Genomic DNA, 17,396 nt, shown 5'->3' with positions numbered 1-17,396 from the left:
CCGCTATGGCTTACATTAGGCCATGCGGGGATTTTGTTATTGTGGGGGTAGGTTTGTGTTATTTTTTAAACTTATCGTCGAGTATTTTTATAAAGTATGCGCCAACTACGCTGCGGGCAGTAAAGTTCATACGTTGCGCGTTGGTGGTGCGGTGCCAGTCGGTTAAAGGTGAGCGGTCACTTGTTTCTACGGCAAATTTGTACATTGGGGCAACTAAGGCATCAAAATCCTTTTGGTTATCGGCCAACGTAGCCGACCAGGTAACCCAGTCAGATTTGGTATAGGTTTCGCGGCTATCCAAAGGCAATCCATACTTGTTTTGCTTGGTCAAATAAAAATCGATCTCCTTTTTGTATACCGTTTTCGGGAACAGGTTTAGGCCGAGTACTTTATCCCATACCATATTGTATTTTTGGCTCCAGGTGTTCTTGTTGTCAAAGGTAAGCGCGTAGTGGTCGCCTGCATCGGCAGCTTTCATCCAGCGTTTGGCCATATCTTTAGCCATGGTTTCATATTTTTTACCGGTAGTTTTATCGCCCAGCATATTGGCCAGCATTCCGTAGCTGCCCAATGCCTCAATAGCTTTTACCGATAAGTTGGCATTACGTGCAAGGTGGCCCGAAAAATCATCGCTTGATAATTGATTGGCCGGGTCAAAACCTTCTTTGCTCAGGTACTCGGCCCAAATAGTTAATGTTTTCCAGTGTTTTTTAGCGTATTCGGCATTGCCATCGGCTTTAGCGATAGCAGCGCTCAGGATGAGCATATTGCCCGATTCTTCAATCGGCATATCTTCGCCGTAAGTTTGGCCGTTAGCAATAGGGTAGGTACCCAAATCGTGCGAGGCGAATGGTTTTGTCCAGCGGCCGCTTTCGCTGTAATAAAATATGCCGTTCATCATTCCCTTTAACAATTCGGTATTGTATATCAGGAATAATGGTGCCGATGGATAGGTAATATCAACCGTATTGATAGAGCCGTTGCTATAGTTCTCCTTAGATAAGAACAATATCTCACCTTCCGGACTTTTAGCCAGTTTATGTGCCGATATGGTTTGCCTGTAAGCAATTTTGCAAAGATTAGCATAGGCTTCTCCACCGCTTTTAAGCGCGGTATTGTACAACTGTGTATCAAATGCTTCGCATTGTTTTACAACCTCAGCGTATTGCTGCGCGGCCAGTGCCATTTGGTGTTCAATGGTTTCGGTGCCGTTGTTGTTCCACCACGGGCGCAGGTTATTGCCGAAGTATTGAACAGAGAACATATCGTCATAACCCATCAGGATGAACTGTTCTTTAGCAGTTTTGCCAACAGTACCTAAAGGGATCAGTGTGTTCAATACCAGTTTTTTACCGGTTAAATCTGTCGCGGCGGCATCCGTATTGGCAGTTAATATTTTCAAAGCGTCCAGCTCGGTACTTACCGTTTGGATAGCCTTAGCTTGTTCAGGAACGCCTACGTACATGTATCCCCAGTCTATCCTAACGTTATCGCCGGTTCTTTTAAGCATGGGTTGTTCTATAGTTCCGGCTTTTAAAATATTGAGGCCATCTCTTGAATATTCAACCCCTTTTACCAGTTGAAAAGGTATGTGGGTAGCAACAGTGCTTGAAGCGCCAAAGTATAACTTAACCTGGTGCTCATTACCATCGTTAGCGCTTACTTTAGCCGAGATGTATGATACCGGCCTCGCCAAAAGATCCAGGTTGTTCATCAACAGCGGCGAAGTGAAAGTAAGGGTAAGGTTAGCCGTGCCGCAGGTAAATTCATAAATGGTTTGGGTGGCGTTAAACTTAAGGCCGGTTTGTTTAGCCTCGGTAATATTAGCGGCGTTGTCGGCTTCGGGTTCTGCTACCAGGCCTGCATCTAACCAACGACCGCCGGTTAAATTTACGCAATGTATGGCCAGTATATTCTCGCCTGTTTTTAAAAGATCCTTGCTGATAGGGATGTAAATGAAGCTATCTGTCCAGCCTACTTTGCTGTATACCTGTTTACCGTTCAGATATACTTCCACGTTTTCATCGTGATTAAGTTTAAGGTAAAGTTTGTTCGCGCTTACTTTATCTAAGTTGAAGGTTCTGCGGGTCCATATATTGTCTGTTCTCCATTGAGTTTTGGCATCGCCCTTTTCAAAGCCGAACGGCGCGGCACCTGTTTTCCAGTCGGCATCCTTAAACGAGGCAGTTTCCCAACCGTCGGCAGGTTTGCTTTCGGTATATTTAACGGTATAATTGGTTTCGTCGCCTGCCGGGATGATGGTGTTATACACCTTTTCAACCTTACCTAAAAAGTTATACAGCTTGCCATCTACACTTAAAATACCGTTTAAAGATTGGTTAGCACCCGTCCAATGCGAAGTTGTGGCGGCATTAAGCGTATCACTGGTGGACCATATACTGAAATAAGGATCGTGCGTGATAAGCGGGTACGCCGGTGCCTGCCTTACCTGCGCGTTAGCACACGAAATACATAGCAGTCCGCAGGCAATTGAAAGTAATTTATTCATCATTTTTTGTAGGGTTTAACGGATAGTTTATTAGGGATTGTTTAAAGCTTATTGTATGATATTATTATATATAATTAGGTTATTATTACTCATATTGAGCAGTATTGCAGACCTAAATATAAGCTAAAAGCCACACGAAAACACAGTGCAAACACTGATTGAACCGATATGATGAAATATTGAGAGGATATGAAGAACTGCCTGTTTAGCAATCGATAAACATTTTATTTCTTTTAAAAACTATGGTAGATATTGGGTGATGTTGTAGTTTCTGAAATTACCAAAATGCGTCATTGAAAGAATTTTAACTCTTTTTAGACTTTGAAGGTAAATGACGATGGCACACCACCACTCTCCACTGTCATGCTGAGGAACGAAGCATCTATCGCAGACAAGCATAGCGAAGAAGATTCTTCACTGCGTTCAGAATGACAGTTTTTTTTAACACGTCATGGGTAAGCACGAAGCAATCCTCGATTGGCAGAGCCGCTCTGTGAGTTTGGGATTGCTTCGTGCCTCGCAATGCGCGAAGATTTATTAATAAACTTACTTACCGCTTTTCAACTGCTGTAGCCTTGCGTAAATTTCTATCATGGCTGCCTGATCAATAAGGCGTTTGCTTTTTTCTACGCCTACCAGGTTGTTGGCATCGCGTTCTTTGTTCCAGATGGCTTCGGCGTCTTCTTCGTAAAAGTCGATCCAGTTTTTGTCCTTGTCAATTTTGTACAGGTCAACATATCCGCGCAGCATTACCGCGTTAAACCAGTAGTTACCGCTTGGCAGCCTGCCGTTTTTAAAGAAATGCTCACGACCGGCTTTGGCTACGCGCTGTGCTTCGGTAAGGTATTTTTTGTCTTTAGTGATCTGGTACAGCAATACGTTCGATTGCAACATGGTACCTGTATTGTAGGTATAGGTATCCTTGTTTACCTTAAGCGTTTTAGTGCTGATGTTATCATAATACACGCCGTTTGGGTCTTGCAGGTATTTGTTGGTCCAGTGATAAATATCAAGGGCCGTTTTAAGGTACGATGCCTTGTGGTTTACCTTGTACAACTCCAGCAATACCAGTATGCCCGGTCCGTTCGAGCAGGTGTTTTTGGTGCTTTTGTCGCCTTCTTTCCAGTAAATACCGCCGCCGGTTACAGTATCCAATCCGCCCAAAATATAACGGCCAATCAGTTCAGATACTTCCAGATATTTCTTTTTATGGTTACGTTTATAAGCATCAAGGTAGGCAATAGCTATCCACTGGTTATCATCGTAAAAACGACTGCTCAGGCGTTCTTTGGTTACGTAATCCTGGTAGCCGGGTAATGGCGGCTGGGCGCTGTAGTATTTATCTATCGCCTTTTCAACGGGCAGCATGTATTGCTTTTTAGGCTGCAATACCTCCATTTCGTTAGCGCCTTGTATGTAAGCGCATAAAGGCCACAACCACGAGTGCGGGTTCTCTTTTTGCACGGCATCGTTAGTTTCGAGGTACAGCCCTGTTTTATGATCGCTTAAATGGGTATTGATGGCCTGCTGAAGCGCGTCGATCCTTTTTTGATAATCTACATTTTGAGCGTTAAGCGTTGCGGGAAGTACGGCAATGGCCACCAGCGCGGCGGCGTATTGTAAGCTTCTTTTTAAGTTCATTGTGGGGGATTTGTTTTAGATTTTTATATGGATGATCTTTTGGTTAGTTATTCATTATTAAGTCCGTTTCAATGCCTGCATGTATTGTAACGGCGATTTGCCGTATTCCTTTTTAAACGCCCGCGAAAAGTTTGAGCTGCTTTGAAAGCCTATGCGGTCTACCACCTCGTTCATGGCGATATCCTCATGCGTCATGATCTGGATGGCTTTTTTTAGGCGGATGGTTCGTATAAAATCGCCTACAGATTGGTCGGATATGCTCTTGATCTTTTGATACAATTTTGTGCGGCTGATGTACAGGTGGGTGCACAAAAACTCCACGTCCAGTTCGGGGTCTTTAATGTTATCTTCGATCAGGTTCAGTAGTTTTTGTACAAACTCTTTATCCTTTTTAGAGTGTACCAGCTCGGTAGCTTCTGACAGGTAATTATCGGTATATCGCTGTTTCAGTTTTTCGGCCTGTTCAAAAATATTGTTTACCGTTAACAGCAACAGGTTAATGTTGAGGGGTTTTGAAAAATAGTAATCCGCACCCGATTCCATCCCTTCAATTTTGGTATCCAGCGCGTCCTTAGCCGAAAGTATAATGAAGGGGATATGCCGGGTTTCAAACGTATCCTTAATTATTTTACAAAGCTCAATACCGCTCATACCCGGCATCATCACATCGCTGATGATCAGGTCGGGTAATTTCTCCGAGGCCATTTCAATGGCCGAACTGCCATCTTCAGCTTCTTCAATATGGTAATGCTTTTCGAGGGTTTGCTTTAAAAACGCGCGCAGTTCCTGGTTATCATCTACCAGCAAGATACGCTTGCGCGGATTGGAAGCCACAGTTACCTGATCTTGCTCGGCAACAGAAAGCGGCAGCAGGGTAGAGTTATCAATCGGTTCCAGCTGGGCTTCCATATCGGTGCCGGTAATCGCTTTTTCGTTTTCGGCGTAATTTTCATCGCCCCATGGCAAACCTATCACAATCTCGGTGCCTTTATAACGCTCGCTGTACACATAAATATCGCCTTTGTGCAGCTGGGTAAGGCTTTTAACCAATGCCAAACCCACACCCGAACCCAAATGGTTTTTACTGAAGCGGTAATAACGGTCGAAGATCTTGGAAATAGATTCCGCCGAAATACCAATACCCGAATCGGCCACACGGAAATAGATGTACTTTGTTGCCCTGTGCTGCTGGTTCAATAATTCGTAACCGGTAGTAAAGGCAGGTTTAAAGCTCTCCATATCAAAAAACACGTCGAAGGCTATCTGCCCGCCGGTATTGGTGTATTTAATGGAATTGTTGAGGATGTTGAACAGTATTTTTTCGAGCACCTGCACATCAAATAAGCTGGTGAACGGATAACCGGTTTCGCCCTCGGTATGGTCGGTCATTGTAAATTGGATGCCCTTGCCGGTAGCCAGGTTTTGAAACTCCCATGCCAGATCTTTACAAAACTGGTTGATGAGCAACGGCTGTACCTGTAGCTTGATAATACTGTCGGCCACTTTTTTAAAGTTCATCAACTCACTGATCAGGTTCATCAGTCTTTTGGCGTTACGGAACATCAGCTGATAGGAGTGGTTGAGCGCTACATTCTTATTCTCGGTAATCAAGCCTTCCAACGGCCCCAGTATCAGGGTAAGCGGGGTGCGAAACTCATGCGATATATTGGTGAAAAAGGTAAGCTGCTGCTGATAAAGCTCCTCGCGCTGCTTGTGCATTTCCTCCTTCTTTTTTTCGTTGATGGCCCTGACTGCCAGCTCGCGTTTAAGGCGATACCACCTGGCCTGGTAAAGGTAAATACCCACCAGTGCCGATAGCACCAGCAAAGCATAGATCACCTTAGCCGCGACGGATTTCCACCATGGCGGTGTAATAATGATGGCAGTTTCGGCTTTGTAGCTGCTCCAAATTCCATCGTTATTGGTGGCTTCCACTATAAAATGGTAGCCGGTATAGTTGAGGTTGCTGTAGGTAGCGCTCGGGTTCTTTCCGTCGGTATATCGCCAATCTTTATCAAAACCTACCAGTTTATAGCGGTATTTGCATTTTAGCGGATTAGCAAAATGCATTGACGAAAAGAATATAACAAAGTTGTTTTGCAGGTAGTTAAGCTTTAACTCGTTGCTGTAACCCATAGGGGCCGCGATGGTATTGGCGGATGAATCCTGCTCACCATAACGCGGCTTTCTGTTATTGATGAGTATACTGGTAAGGATAGGGCGGGCAGCTAAATTATTAGGCTTAATTTGATCGGGGTAGAAATAATTAAGCCCGTTTATACCCCCGAAGTAAAGCCTGCCATCTGCACCCTTGTATGATGAACCCACCTTGAAGCTATTGCCCTGCAAACCATCGTTTTTATCATACCTGATGAGCTTTCCGCTAACCGGATCGAAACGTTGCAGGCCATTACCGCCCATCCATATATTGCCTGTATTGTCAATCTCCAGGCTTTCTACATCCTTAAAAATACCGTAATTATCAGCATAAGATTTTATGGTGTAAGCATCGCTGTTCGCTTGTAACGAAAGCTTGTTTAAGCCGCCGCCAATGGTGCCTATCCAATAAGTATTATCGCGGCCGCTGATAGGGTAGGTATAGTCGGAACTCAACACATTACCCTTAGCCCCGGCATTATAACGGACGGTTTTTACAATGTTGCCCTCTTTATCAATTACTAATCGCTTAAGCCCCTGCGTGCTCGATACCAGCAACTGCGGACGGTTGCTATCGGCAAAAATGAAGAAGCCTTCATCATAATATTTTACGTTATAATGGTTAGCCGCATCTTTCCAGATTACACCATACCTATCCGTATGGTTGCCGAACCATATATTTCCATAGTAATCTTTGGCCAGCGTTTCTATCACGTAGGTAGGGAACTGGTCGTACCCAGGTGGTTGCCATAAGGCATTGCGGCCGGGTTTTAGTATTTCTATCCCGTTGGCAGTGCCCAGCCAAAGATTATGGTCGTTATCGAGCGTGAGCGAAGCTATCAGATCTTTCTTTAAGCGTAATGCGGAATTGTAAGTATTGTAGTGCGTAAAGGCCTGTGTTTTTAAGTTAAAGCGGTTAAGTCCATTGGCTGTAGTGCCTATCCAAAGGTCTTCGCCATCTTCCATTACCGAGCGGATGTGGTTGCCGCTTAACGAGTTGCTGGTTTCAGGGTTGTGCTGTAAGGTGTAAAACAGCTTTTGGTTTAAATCACAATAATTTACCCCGCCGCCAAAAGTAGCCACCCATAAACATTCCGACCTGTCTATGAATATATTCAGCAACGAGTTGGAATTGATGCTGCGTAAGGAGCTTTTATTGTTAACCACCTGTATCAGTTTCAGGCTATCGTTAAGCCGCAGCAAATCGCCCCCGGCGGTATTCACCCAATAATCTGTACGGCCTTTTTGTACTACGTTTTTTATGTAATGATTATTGGGCGCGGTAAATTGCCAGGTTACGGTTAGGCTTTGCCTGTTAACGAGTGCCAGCCGGCCTTCGTTTGCCAGTACTATATTGTTAAGGTGATCGAAACTGATGCGGGTGATGCTTTGATAGGGCAGGCCTTTTATGGCTACCTGTTTAAAGTGGTTGCTTTTATCAAGTGTCCAAAGGCCTTTATTGCTGGTGAGGTAAATTAAGCCATTGTTATCATAGCTCATATCGCTAAAGCCAACATCGTGCGGTACGGGTAGCACCTGCTCCTGAATGGTATCGCCTTTCAAAACAAATAGTTTTATGCAATTCCAGGCCAGGCCATAAATACGGTTGCCTGCGGGTTTGTAGATCTTCCAGATTCCGTAATCGCTTTTATTGCTGCGGTAGTCTATATATTTTTCGGTGTGGGTATTAAAGCATTGGAGGCCGCCTTCGGTACTTAGCCAAATATTGTCATCATCATCGGCAAATAAACTGTTGAGGCGGTTTTTAAAGGCGTTGTTTAACGGCACATTGGTATTGTAAAACTTCTTTACCGAATAACCATCATACCTGTCGAGCCCGAAGTTAGTAGCCACCCAAATGTAACCATGCTTGTCCTGCACAATATCGTTGGCATCGGTATGCGAGAGGCCTTCATCAACCGTAATGTAATTGAATTTATAAGGGTACGACTGCCCCGGGCTAAGGTTAACGGCACCGAAAATAAACAGCAGCAGAAAACACAAACCTTTGGCGTAAGTTTCTTTATTAAAACAAAACAGGTTGTTAATTCTCATTTATACCGGGTGTTCAAACTAATCTTTAAAAATAAAAAGCCGCATAAATATTAGCGCCCTTTTGCCAGTAAATTTAAAGCATTGGTTGTTATGGCCATGCTTGCATAATTGGTTACGCGGCTTTTTTCAAAACTATGGCTTTATTTGATCTTTTGCCTAATTGAAATAACAACGCCCGCAAAAATGAATTTATATGCCCAATAAACAGAATTATAAGGCTGCGAAATGTACGCTTGGTCAAAAAATATGTATGATTTTAATATTGGCGCATTTGTGTAAAGAGCCTTTCTATCAGGTGTTTGTTTTGGAGGCTATTCAAGATCTCCGCGCGTGATACAATGGCTCTGTATTGCCGCTTTAACATTAGTGTACGCTGTGTCAACAAATATGTATGCTATGGCAAGCCACTGTTTTTAAAAATGCGGTTATTTGCTTTACGATAAACCATACCGTTTAAACTAACCATTATTAATAATTCATGAACCAACCTCTATCAAAAAAAATAATTGCCGGTGCATTACTGGCTTTTCTTTTTGTGTGCAGCTATAGCCGTAGTTTTGGCTTTCAGCAGCAAACGGGTAACTTTTTGTCGGCAACAGATACCGCGACAGTACCCAAGGAAATTGAAGACCCCGAAAATATCGGTATCAATAAAGAGCTTAACCACGCTACCTTAATGCCTTATGGGTCGTTAAAAGAAGCGCTGGCGACCAACAGGCATGCCTCCACCTACAGCCAAAGTTTAAACGGCTTATGGAAGTTTAACTGGGTCGACTGGCCTCAAAAGCGTCCTGTTAATTTTTATAAAACAGATTATGATGTATCGGGCTGGAAAAATATTAAAGTGCCGTCGAACTTTCAGGTAGAGGGTTACGGTACACCTTACTACAGTAACTACAATTACATTTTTCAAAAAGATTTTCCGAAGGTGATGAGTGCGCCTCCCGAAAAGTTTACCGCCTATAAAGAGCGTAACCCGGTAGGTAGTTACCGCCGCGATTTTACGGTGCCTGCTACCTGGAAAGGCCGTCGCATCTTCATTACTTTTGATGGTGTTGATGCCGGTTTCTTTATTTGGGTGAACGGCAAAAAAGTAGGCTATAGCGTAAACAGCCGTAATGCTGCCGAGTTCGATTTGACCAAATACCTTAAGCCGGGCAAAAATATACTGGCCGTTGAGGTGTACCGCTTTACCACGGGCAGCTACCTCGAAGATCAGGATATGTGGCGATTGAGCGGTATTTTCAGAAATGTGACACTATGGAGCAGTCCGCAAGCGCATGTTCGCGATTATTTCATCAAAACCAACCTGGATAAACAATATCGCAATGCCGAGCTGGTAACCACTGCCAAAGTGAAAAACTACGGCACTACGCCAACAAAAGCACAGGTATTAAACGTTGCCCTGTATAATGGCACTGTACCTGTAGCGGGCGCTGTTGGTAAAAAAGCCATTCCGGCGTTAAAACCCGGTGAAGAAGTAACGGTTAATGTAAGCTTTAACGTAGCCAACCCTAAAAAGTGGACTGCCGAAACGCCTAACCTGTACACCGCTGTTATTACTGTTAATGATGGCGCGCGTACTGTTGAAACCCTTTCGGCACGTACCGGTTTCCGCCAGATAGAGCTTAAAGGCCGTTTGTTTTTGGTGAACGGAGTGCCCATCAAACTGAAAGGGGTAAACCGCCACGAGAACTGGCCGGATGACGGTCACGCGGTTACCGAAGCGCAAATGATTAAAGATATTATCCTGATAAAACAGGCCAACTGTAACCATGTGCGTACCAGCCATTACTCTGATGACCCGCGCTGGTATGAGCTGTGCGACCAATACGGGCTTTACCTTGTTGCCGAAGCCAATGTGGAATGCCATGGCGCTATGAATGACTTTAACGACGAGCCCCGTATTAAAGCCGCTATTATTGAGCGTAACGTGGCTAATGTGGAGAATTTCAAAAACCATCCGTCGGTAGTAATATGGTCCTTAGGTAACGAGAACGGCAGCGGGGGTACTAATTTCAGGGCCGCGCTGAAAGAAATAAAAGCGATTGATCCGGACAGGCCTACACATTACGAGGGTTTCGGTATAGGTGATAAAAATCCGGCAGATATGGATAGCCAGATGTATACCGACTTGGTAAACCTCGAAAAACATGCGAAGGATAATTCGCTTACTAAACCTTTTTACCTGTGCGAATACGCCCACGCCATGTTTAACTCTATGGGCGCGGTTGATCTGTATAACGATTTGTTTGATAAGTACCCTGCATTGCTGGGCGGTGCTATTTGGGAGTGGCAGGATCAGGGTATTTATAATAATCGCGACCCTAAACACCCGATAACCGCGTTTGGCGGCGGCTTCGGTGAGTTTCCTAACGATAGGTATTATATTCATAAGGGCGTGGTGTTTTCCGATAGATCGCTTAAACCGCATTATCCCGAACTGAAACACGCTTATCAATGGGTAAGCATAGTGGCGGCCGATTTAAAAGCACAATTGTTCACCATCAAAAACCGTTACCAGTTCACTAACCTTAACAGCCTTACAGGCAAGTGGGAATTAACTGAAAATGGTGATGTAGTGGCTAAAGGCGGGTTAGCCCTTGGTTCGGTAAAGCCGGGTGAGCAAAAGGATGTGAAAATACCTTACAGCGTTACGCCTAAACCGGGTGCCGAGTACTTTTTAAGAGTGTCATTTGATTTGGGTGCCGATGAACTTTGGGCTAAAAAAGGATACGAAGTAGCCTCGCAGCAATTTGAATTACCGGTAGCTGTTCCGGCTGTTGCCCCAACCGTAACCGGCACATTAACGCTTGCCGATAGCAAAGAAGCGATCAATGTAAAAGGCAATGGTTTCGCGCTGGAATTTAGCAAAGCGAAAGGCACTTTCTCTAAAATAGAAGAGAACGGCAATAACCTGCTGCAAGCAGATGGCGGCCCTATGCTGCACCTGTGGCGTGCCCCGCACCAGATAGATGATACCTGGACCTCACCTAACTGGGATAAGAATGGCCTTAAAAATATCAGCTGGGTGGTTAACGAAGTAAAAAGTAGCCAGCCAGCTCCCGGTGTGGTTGAAATTAAGGTGAGTTTGACAGGTACGGGTAAGCAAAACTTTACCGTGCAGCACCAGGTAACTTATACCATTAATGCTAACGGAACGGTAAAAGCGGTAAACAATGTGAGCTTCAGCGATCCTAAACTGGTACTGGCACGCATTGGGGTGCGTTTGTTCCTGAATAAAGATCTTGACCAGTTTGAATATTTTGGCCGCGGCCCGATGGAAAACTATGCCGACCGTAAAAGCGGATCGGACGTAGGGCATTACGCCAGCAGCGTAGCCAAACAACAAACGCCTTACGAAAAACCGATGGAAAGCGGTAACCATGAGGATGTGCGTTGGGCGAATGTAACATCGGTAAAAGGAGAGGGGCTATTGGTTAAAAAAGATACCGCCCTGTTACAGGTAGCCGCGTTGCCTTACAGCGATGAAGAGATGGAAAATGTAGAGTACAAAATAGATCTGCCAAAAAGTAAAGGCACTGTTTTGTGTATCAGCCATAAAACGCTGGGCGTAGGTACCTTCGGTTGCGGCCCGGTACCTTTAGAGCCTTTCCGTGTGTATGCCGTACCAACTACCTTTAGCTATCAGTTGCAATTGCTGAAAAAGAAATAAAGCCCCAATCCCTTCTACAATTAAGTTTAGTTTTACTGCTGCAAGGCTGCCCCAAAAAGGCAGCCTTCGCGGTTTTATATTAAACGGTGGTAGTGCTCACAAAAGGCAATAACTGTATTTCGCTGATGCCGTGTTCAAGCTGCCATTGCTGTACTACGGGTTGCTCCAGTTTTAACTGGCGGTATTCATCAGGCGCCATGATGGGTACGCCATAAATAATGGGATAATTGCGGCGACAGGTGGCGCAGCTCAGTAAGCCCTCGGTAATGTTATGGTCGATGGTTTGGGCGAATATTTGTAGGGTAAGATCTGCCTTATCAAAAGGGCAGCAAAGCTTTTCAATGGTTTTTAATCTCATATCAATCGGTTTAAATGCCTGCGGCATCTTTATATTGTTTAATTATTTCTTCAGGGTCGTCGGCACTCATAATGCCCGATATTACGGCTATGCCATCAAACGGAACGGTAACTTTTAATTGCCCCGCATTGGCCGGTGTAATTCCGCCCGATACAAACAGGGGCATAGCGGTAAGCGCTCTTGCCTGCCTCACCGTTTCGGGCATCACAATGCTGCAACTCCCGGCGGATGGCGACGGGAACATGGCGCAAAACGATATGTAATCAAAGCTATTCTCATTGGCGTAGGTTACCGGTAGCAGATCATCCGAACAGGTTATGCCGGCAATAAATTCACGACTCACCTGTGCCCGTATGGCAGCGATATCATCAGGTATTTCATCAAAGTGAATCCCGTTCAATAATGGATTTTCAATCAGTAATTGCCAATCGTTATTGATGAGTAACGGAACATCATAGCTTTGGCATAATTCGCCTGCTTTATTGATCAGCGCGTGCTTATCTGCACCCGGAGCCCAGTTATCCCACAATTGCACCGCCTGTAAGCCGCCACGTAAGGCAGCTGTAAGTTTATTGAGCAGTACATCTTCATCCATTGCCGGATTGATGACCAGGTAGATGCCACCGGCAATAGCTTGTTGCTTTGTTTTCATCATTTCCATCCGTTTTTATAAGCGTTATAAAAAGCTGCCCAGTAAGGGTCTTTGCTGTAGTAGGGCATCGGGTTGGCTGTGCCATTTTCTACCAATAAGCAGCCGTGCGCTTGTTCTTTCAGCTCGCCTACAATAGTCGCGCCGATACCCTGCGCTTGCAAGTGCTCGACTATTGCAGGGGCATAAGCCGGATCGGCAGCCATTACCATAGCACCCGCGCCAATGCAGAAACGAGGATCAAGATCAAACAATCCACAAATTTCTCGCTGTGCTTCGCCGATGGGGAGTTGATCATTGTAAACCAATACCCCGTTGCCCGATGCTATGGCCATTTCGTAAATAGCGCCTAATATGCCGCCTTCGGTAACATCGTGCATGGCTGCCAATCCTGTTGGACTGACTGCTTTTGCCGCGAGGGCGTCAGCTAATGATGATGTTTGATAAAAGAGCGCGCAGCCTTCATTATAAATTTCGATACCGAGTTTGTTCTTCACCGTATCCGGGAAGCTCATGGTCAGTATAGCGGCAGATGACATGGCGCATTGCTTGGTAACAATAATTGCATCGCCGGGGCGGGCATATTTGCTCAATAATATCTCGTGAAAAGGAGCGGTTAGCACCATAGTGCCGCCACCTGCAATGGTGGAGTTTTGCCCTTCAATGCTGCCGGTATGCCCGCCGGTTATGGCTACGCCAATAGCTTTACAGTATTGATGCACAAACTCCCAGTAGGTTTTAAAATCGTCCTCGGTGAGAGTAGGCGGCAGGTTAAGTACCATTTGCGCATATTGCGGAGCAAAGCCGGTGGTGGCCATATCATTAGCCATAAGGTGCGCCGATAACCATGCCGACTCCTGTAAGCCAAGTGAGGGGATAAGCGACAACGGATCGCTGGTGAGTGCCAGCCCGAGTTCGCCGGGCAATTCAATAAGCGATACATCAACCCCAAAGGCGGGGCCGCTTTTTACCTCGGAGCGATGGTGCCCGCAGTAAGGTAAAATGATCTGCTCAAAACCCGGATGGTCTATTTTTCCTGATAATGCCATGGGTGTAAATTAATCGAGCAGTTTAACATATAAACCGAAGAAGTCGCCAACGGGCACACCCCACTGTTGCACCGGGAACCATTTTGGTAAGCCTGTACAAGTCCACTCTACACTATACTGACGGCCTTGCAGGGCTTCGTCTATTTTTTGAATGAGCAATGCCGGCGTATAAAAAGTAGCCGTTACATAAAACGGGTTTTTACCGAACATTTGCTGCACACGCCTGCGCAATACTTTGGGCGAATTGCGATTCATCATGCCAAAGGCAATGCCGTGTTTACCTACACGGGCAGCTTCGCGTATCACCTGCACCGGGTCGCGGTAATACTCAAAAGTGGTAATGAATGCTACCGCATCAAACGTATGGTCTTTAAAAGGCATAAAGTGCGAGTCGGCATTTACCAGGTCGCCGTTGAACAGGTGCACGGCCTGCCCCAGCATAAAAGGGGAGATATCGCCGCCTGTGGCTTCAATACCTATCTCATGCCACCAGCGGGTAAAGCGGGTAGTGCCGCAGCCAAATTCCAGCAGTTCTTTAACGCGGGTATCCTTGCCCAATAGCTGGCCCATTACTTTCTTTTGCCATACTTCGGCGCGTTTGTAACGGCCCTCGTACCATTGCTCGTAAGTATCGGTATGTTCGCGGTTAAAAAACCATTCTTTACGGCCCTGCCAGTTGCTGAGGTCGCGGGTAATGAGCCCGAAATTGTTTTGGGGTAATGTTTCCATAAATGCTGTAAATGTTAAAAGCCTTGCCCGCTGCGCCGGTAATGCGGTACAGGGGACAAGGCTTTTTAGTATACAAATACAGCTTATGCTGAAACGTTGATCTAATTATGCCCATGCATTCCTACGCCGGTATTATCCGTATCAGGTTATCGGGTATTATCTCAGCCTTTACCAAACAGTAAAAGCACCCCGTGCAAGTATGAAAGCAAATATAGTTAATTTGGCGGCTTGGCAAAACGCATATTAAACCAGTTTTTCCAGTTTAAAATAGCCCAGGTGAATCTCATCTTCGGCCAACCCTTGGGCGGGCGTTATTTGAATATGGTACTTAGCTTTTTGAGCCGGACTTAATATTTCTTCTATCCGATAAATATCATCCACATCTATACCGTATTTTTCATCGATATGCGAGTTAGCACCCTTGATGGTATTGGTTTTAAAGAACACGGTTTTCTTGGCATGCTGTACCGCTAACGCCCTATCTGTTTGCACGGTGAGCAGGGTATAATGCTGCTCTTCCAGTTTACCATGCTGGTATCCGCCTAAATTGATAAAAAAGAGTTGCTCCGCTGATTCTGCACCGGCCTCCTCTTTTAGCACCGCTTTGATTTGGTAACCTTCAACCACGTTCACTTCGCGCCAGCCATCTAAATGGATGCTGTTGCCTGCTTCGGGCCAAAAGGCTTTTATTTCGGGCACCAGTTCTTTTAAGCTTGTTGCTATCGCGAAAAAATAATCGTGCTGTTCTACATTGCGCTGCGGTGCTTTTGAGCCTAACAGCAGCAGGTATAATTTAAGTTGGGGCGATGCCTGTTGTATGGTAGTCATGTTAATAATAATTGAATAGCCGGACAGATCAACTGCCCAGCATACTTTTAGCAATACAATTAGACGCGGTATCACAAAAATCAAGCCCGGAGTAATCGGGGTTGTAGCCGCCAATGTAAGGTACGGCCATCATGTAAATACGTTCGTTATACGCGCCGTAGCTGTCCACCACCTGGAAACAATCGTTAATGGTAACTCCCGGCACTTTTAAATAATAGTTCCCTTTGGCATCGGCTTCCACATCGGTATTGCCTTTCTCCATTATTTCCCGTGCGGCATCATTATCCCTGAACTGCAGCTTCGCCGGACTAACCGTATGTTTGTCGATCAAACTTTTATAAGGCAGTTCGCTGAAAGGCAGCGGCGGTTGGCCTACACTATCAATAAAGGTTTCATAGTGTTTGTCGCATTGCTGTCCGTCGCAATCGGTATAATGGTAAATGATGCCGCCTTTTTCAACAGGTTCAACCCGGCTGTCGTCATCTACCGATATCAGATCGAGCACATCGGCCTCATGGAGCGCCAGTATCACTTCTGCCGAACTCTGAGGCACAAAAGCTATAACTATGGAAATCAGCGGCATCAGCACCTTTTTCAAACGCAGCATATCCTCGGCCGAAAAGTATTTTGCGGGATAGTTCATCACATAGCTCAATTCGGCCAGCATCTCTTTCCAGTATATAGATTCGTGCCGTTTTATTGATTGCTCTGCTTCTTCGTATTCGGCTTCAAATAGTTCAAAGGCATCGCGCTTTTCGCGGCGGTCCATCATAGCCGTCACAAAATCTTCCATGCGCATGTCCTTTATCTGCTCATAGATTTCCGGTTGTTTATCGCGAAAGCTATCCTTAAAACTCTTTTCAAATACGTAATCCAATTGCAGAAAACCCTCGTTAGCACCACGGTTGGCCTTAATCTCTTCGGGACTAAGCAGCGCGTCCTGCGTAACCAGCGATTCCTCCAAATGGAACCTGATAGCAGGCAGCAAGCCATTGCGGGAGTGCATCACAATTTTAAAATCCGGACTGTCATCGGCTAACTTGAAAACCGGGCGTTTGTTGTCTTCATGTACAAAGGTGCCGTTATGCATGGCCAGCGTACGTATGGCATCAATTGCTGTTAGCGAAGCCCCCTTTATAGCCACCGGATGATTGGCCCTGAACTGCAATTTTGCCGGCGGATAAGGCGAATCAAAATAACCCGGTATAGTGCCCTCATGCTTTAACGGCCAGCAATGCCCGGTACTGACGATCACCCTATCGAACTCAAATTTGCCATGGTCGGCAGTATCCACAAGGGTGATGTTTTGTTCGGGATAATCTGCCACATCGGTTACCCGGCAACTGAAACGGGCGTTTACTTCGATGCCTTTCTCTTTGGCTATCTGCTGTAGCAGCACAAATTGATGCGCAAGATACCTGCCGAATAACAGCCTTGGCAGCACTTCGTATTCATGAAATTCGTCGGGATCGATCTTAAAGCGGTGCAGGGTATCACGGTCAACGGTTTTTATCCAATCAACAATGGAAGTAACCAGGTGCGGTATCTCATTGTCGGATATGTTGGTGATGTGTTCATCGTTAGCGCCATCGTGGCTGTAGGGCATCCCCGGACCCAACTGCTTTTTCTTCTCGAAAATATCGATAGCGATGTCATCCCTGCCGCTATCGAGCAGTTTTTTAAACAGAAACAAACCGGCCGGGCCGCCACCCAGTATAGCAATACGTAAAATAGTTTTCAATTAA

10 protein-coding genes and 1 riboswitch are annotated in these 17,396 nt (G+C 45.5%); of the genes, 1 reads left to right on the top strand and 9 read right to left on the bottom strand.

The window, feature by feature from the left end; all coding sequences use genetic code 11:
* Positions 1 to 58 precede the first annotated feature (58 nt).
* The 3 genes from ABD894_RS11470 to ABD894_RS11460 form a co-directional block, all read right to left on the bottom strand.
* Positions 59 to 2,512, bottom strand: coding sequence for a glutaminase family protein (locus ABD894_RS11470; RefSeq protein ID WP_345211170.1), 2,454 nt, complete (start codon positions 2,510 to 2,512; stop codon positions 59 to 61).
* A gap of 543 nt (positions 2,513 to 3,055) precedes the next feature.
* Positions 3,056 to 4,150 carry a glycoside hydrolase family 76 protein gene (locus ABD894_RS11465; protein WP_345211169.1) on the bottom strand — a complete coding sequence of 365 codons (1,095 nt, stop codon included), beginning with the start codon at positions 4,148 to 4,150 and terminating at the stop codon, positions 3,056 to 3,058.
* 57 nt (positions 4,151 to 4,207) lie between these two features.
* Positions 4,208 to 8,362: a hybrid sensor histidine kinase/response regulator transcription factor gene (locus ABD894_RS11460; RefSeq protein WP_345211168.1), complete on the bottom strand. Its 4,155-nt coding sequence runs from the start codon at positions 8,360 to 8,362 to the stop codon at positions 4,208 to 4,210.
* A gap of 478 nt (positions 8,363 to 8,840) precedes the next feature.
* On the opposite strand from ABD894_RS11460, the gene ABD894_RS11455 reads away from it, so the two are divergent.
* Positions 8,841 to 12,038 carry a glycoside hydrolase family 2 TIM barrel-domain containing protein gene (locus tag ABD894_RS11455; RefSeq protein ID WP_345211167.1) on the top strand — a complete coding sequence of 1,066 codons (3,198 nt, stop codon included), beginning with the start codon at positions 8,841 to 8,843 and terminating at the stop codon, positions 12,036 to 12,038.
* Between the two features lie 79 nt (positions 12,039 to 12,117).
* On the opposite strand, the gene ABD894_RS11450 is transcribed toward ABD894_RS11455, so the two are convergent.
* From ABD894_RS11450 to ABD894_RS11425, 6 genes are all read right to left on the bottom strand, one after another.
* Entirely contained in the window at positions 12,118 to 12,396 is a 279-nt protein-coding gene (locus tag ABD894_RS11450) for a Trm112 family protein (RefSeq protein ID WP_345211166.1), read from the bottom strand.
* Positions 12,397 to 12,406: 10 nt separating this feature from the next.
* On the bottom strand, positions 12,407 to 13,051 hold the full coding sequence (locus ABD894_RS11445; RefSeq protein ID WP_345211165.1) for a thiamine phosphate synthase: 645 nt from the start codon (positions 13,049 to 13,051) through the stop codon (positions 12,407 to 12,409).
* The gene (locus ABD894_RS11440; RefSeq protein ID WP_345211164.1) at positions 13,048 to 14,094 is read right to left on the bottom strand and encodes an AIR synthase family protein; all 1,047 of its coding nucleotides are present in this window, start codon (positions 14,092 to 14,094) and stop codon (positions 13,048 to 13,050) included. The genes ABD894_RS11445 and ABD894_RS11440 overlap by 4 nt, the downstream gene beginning before the upstream one ends.
* A gap of 9 nt (positions 14,095 to 14,103) precedes the next feature.
* Complete coding sequence (locus ABD894_RS11435; protein WP_345211163.1) at positions 14,104 to 14,823, bottom strand: class I SAM-dependent methyltransferase; 720 nt, start codon at positions 14,821 to 14,823, stop codon at positions 14,104 to 14,106.
* 101 nt (positions 14,824 to 14,924) lie between these two features.
* A riboswitch (TPP riboswitch) is annotated at positions 14,925 to 15,025 on the bottom strand.
* Positions 15,026 to 15,066: 41 nt separating this feature from the next.
* Positions 15,067 to 15,651, bottom strand: a complete 585-nt coding sequence (locus ABD894_RS11430; RefSeq protein ID WP_345211162.1) for a DUF1543 domain-containing protein — start codon at positions 15,649 to 15,651, stop codon at positions 15,067 to 15,069.
* Positions 15,652 to 15,679: 28 nt separating this feature from the next.
* The gene (locus ABD894_RS11425; protein ID WP_345211161.1) at positions 15,680 to 17,392 is read right to left on the bottom strand and encodes an FAD/NAD(P)-binding protein; all 1,713 of its coding nucleotides are present in this window, start codon (positions 17,390 to 17,392) and stop codon (positions 15,680 to 15,682) included.
* Between the last annotated feature and the right edge of the window lie 4 nt (positions 17,393 to 17,396).

The sequence above is a fragment of the Mucilaginibacter gynuensis genome (assembly GCF_039541195.1).
In the GTDB taxonomy this organism is placed as follows: Bacteria; Bacteroidota; Bacteroidia; order Sphingobacteriales; family Sphingobacteriaceae; genus Mucilaginibacter; species Mucilaginibacter gynuensis.
This window is presented reverse-complemented; position numbering and strand designations above follow the sequence as displayed.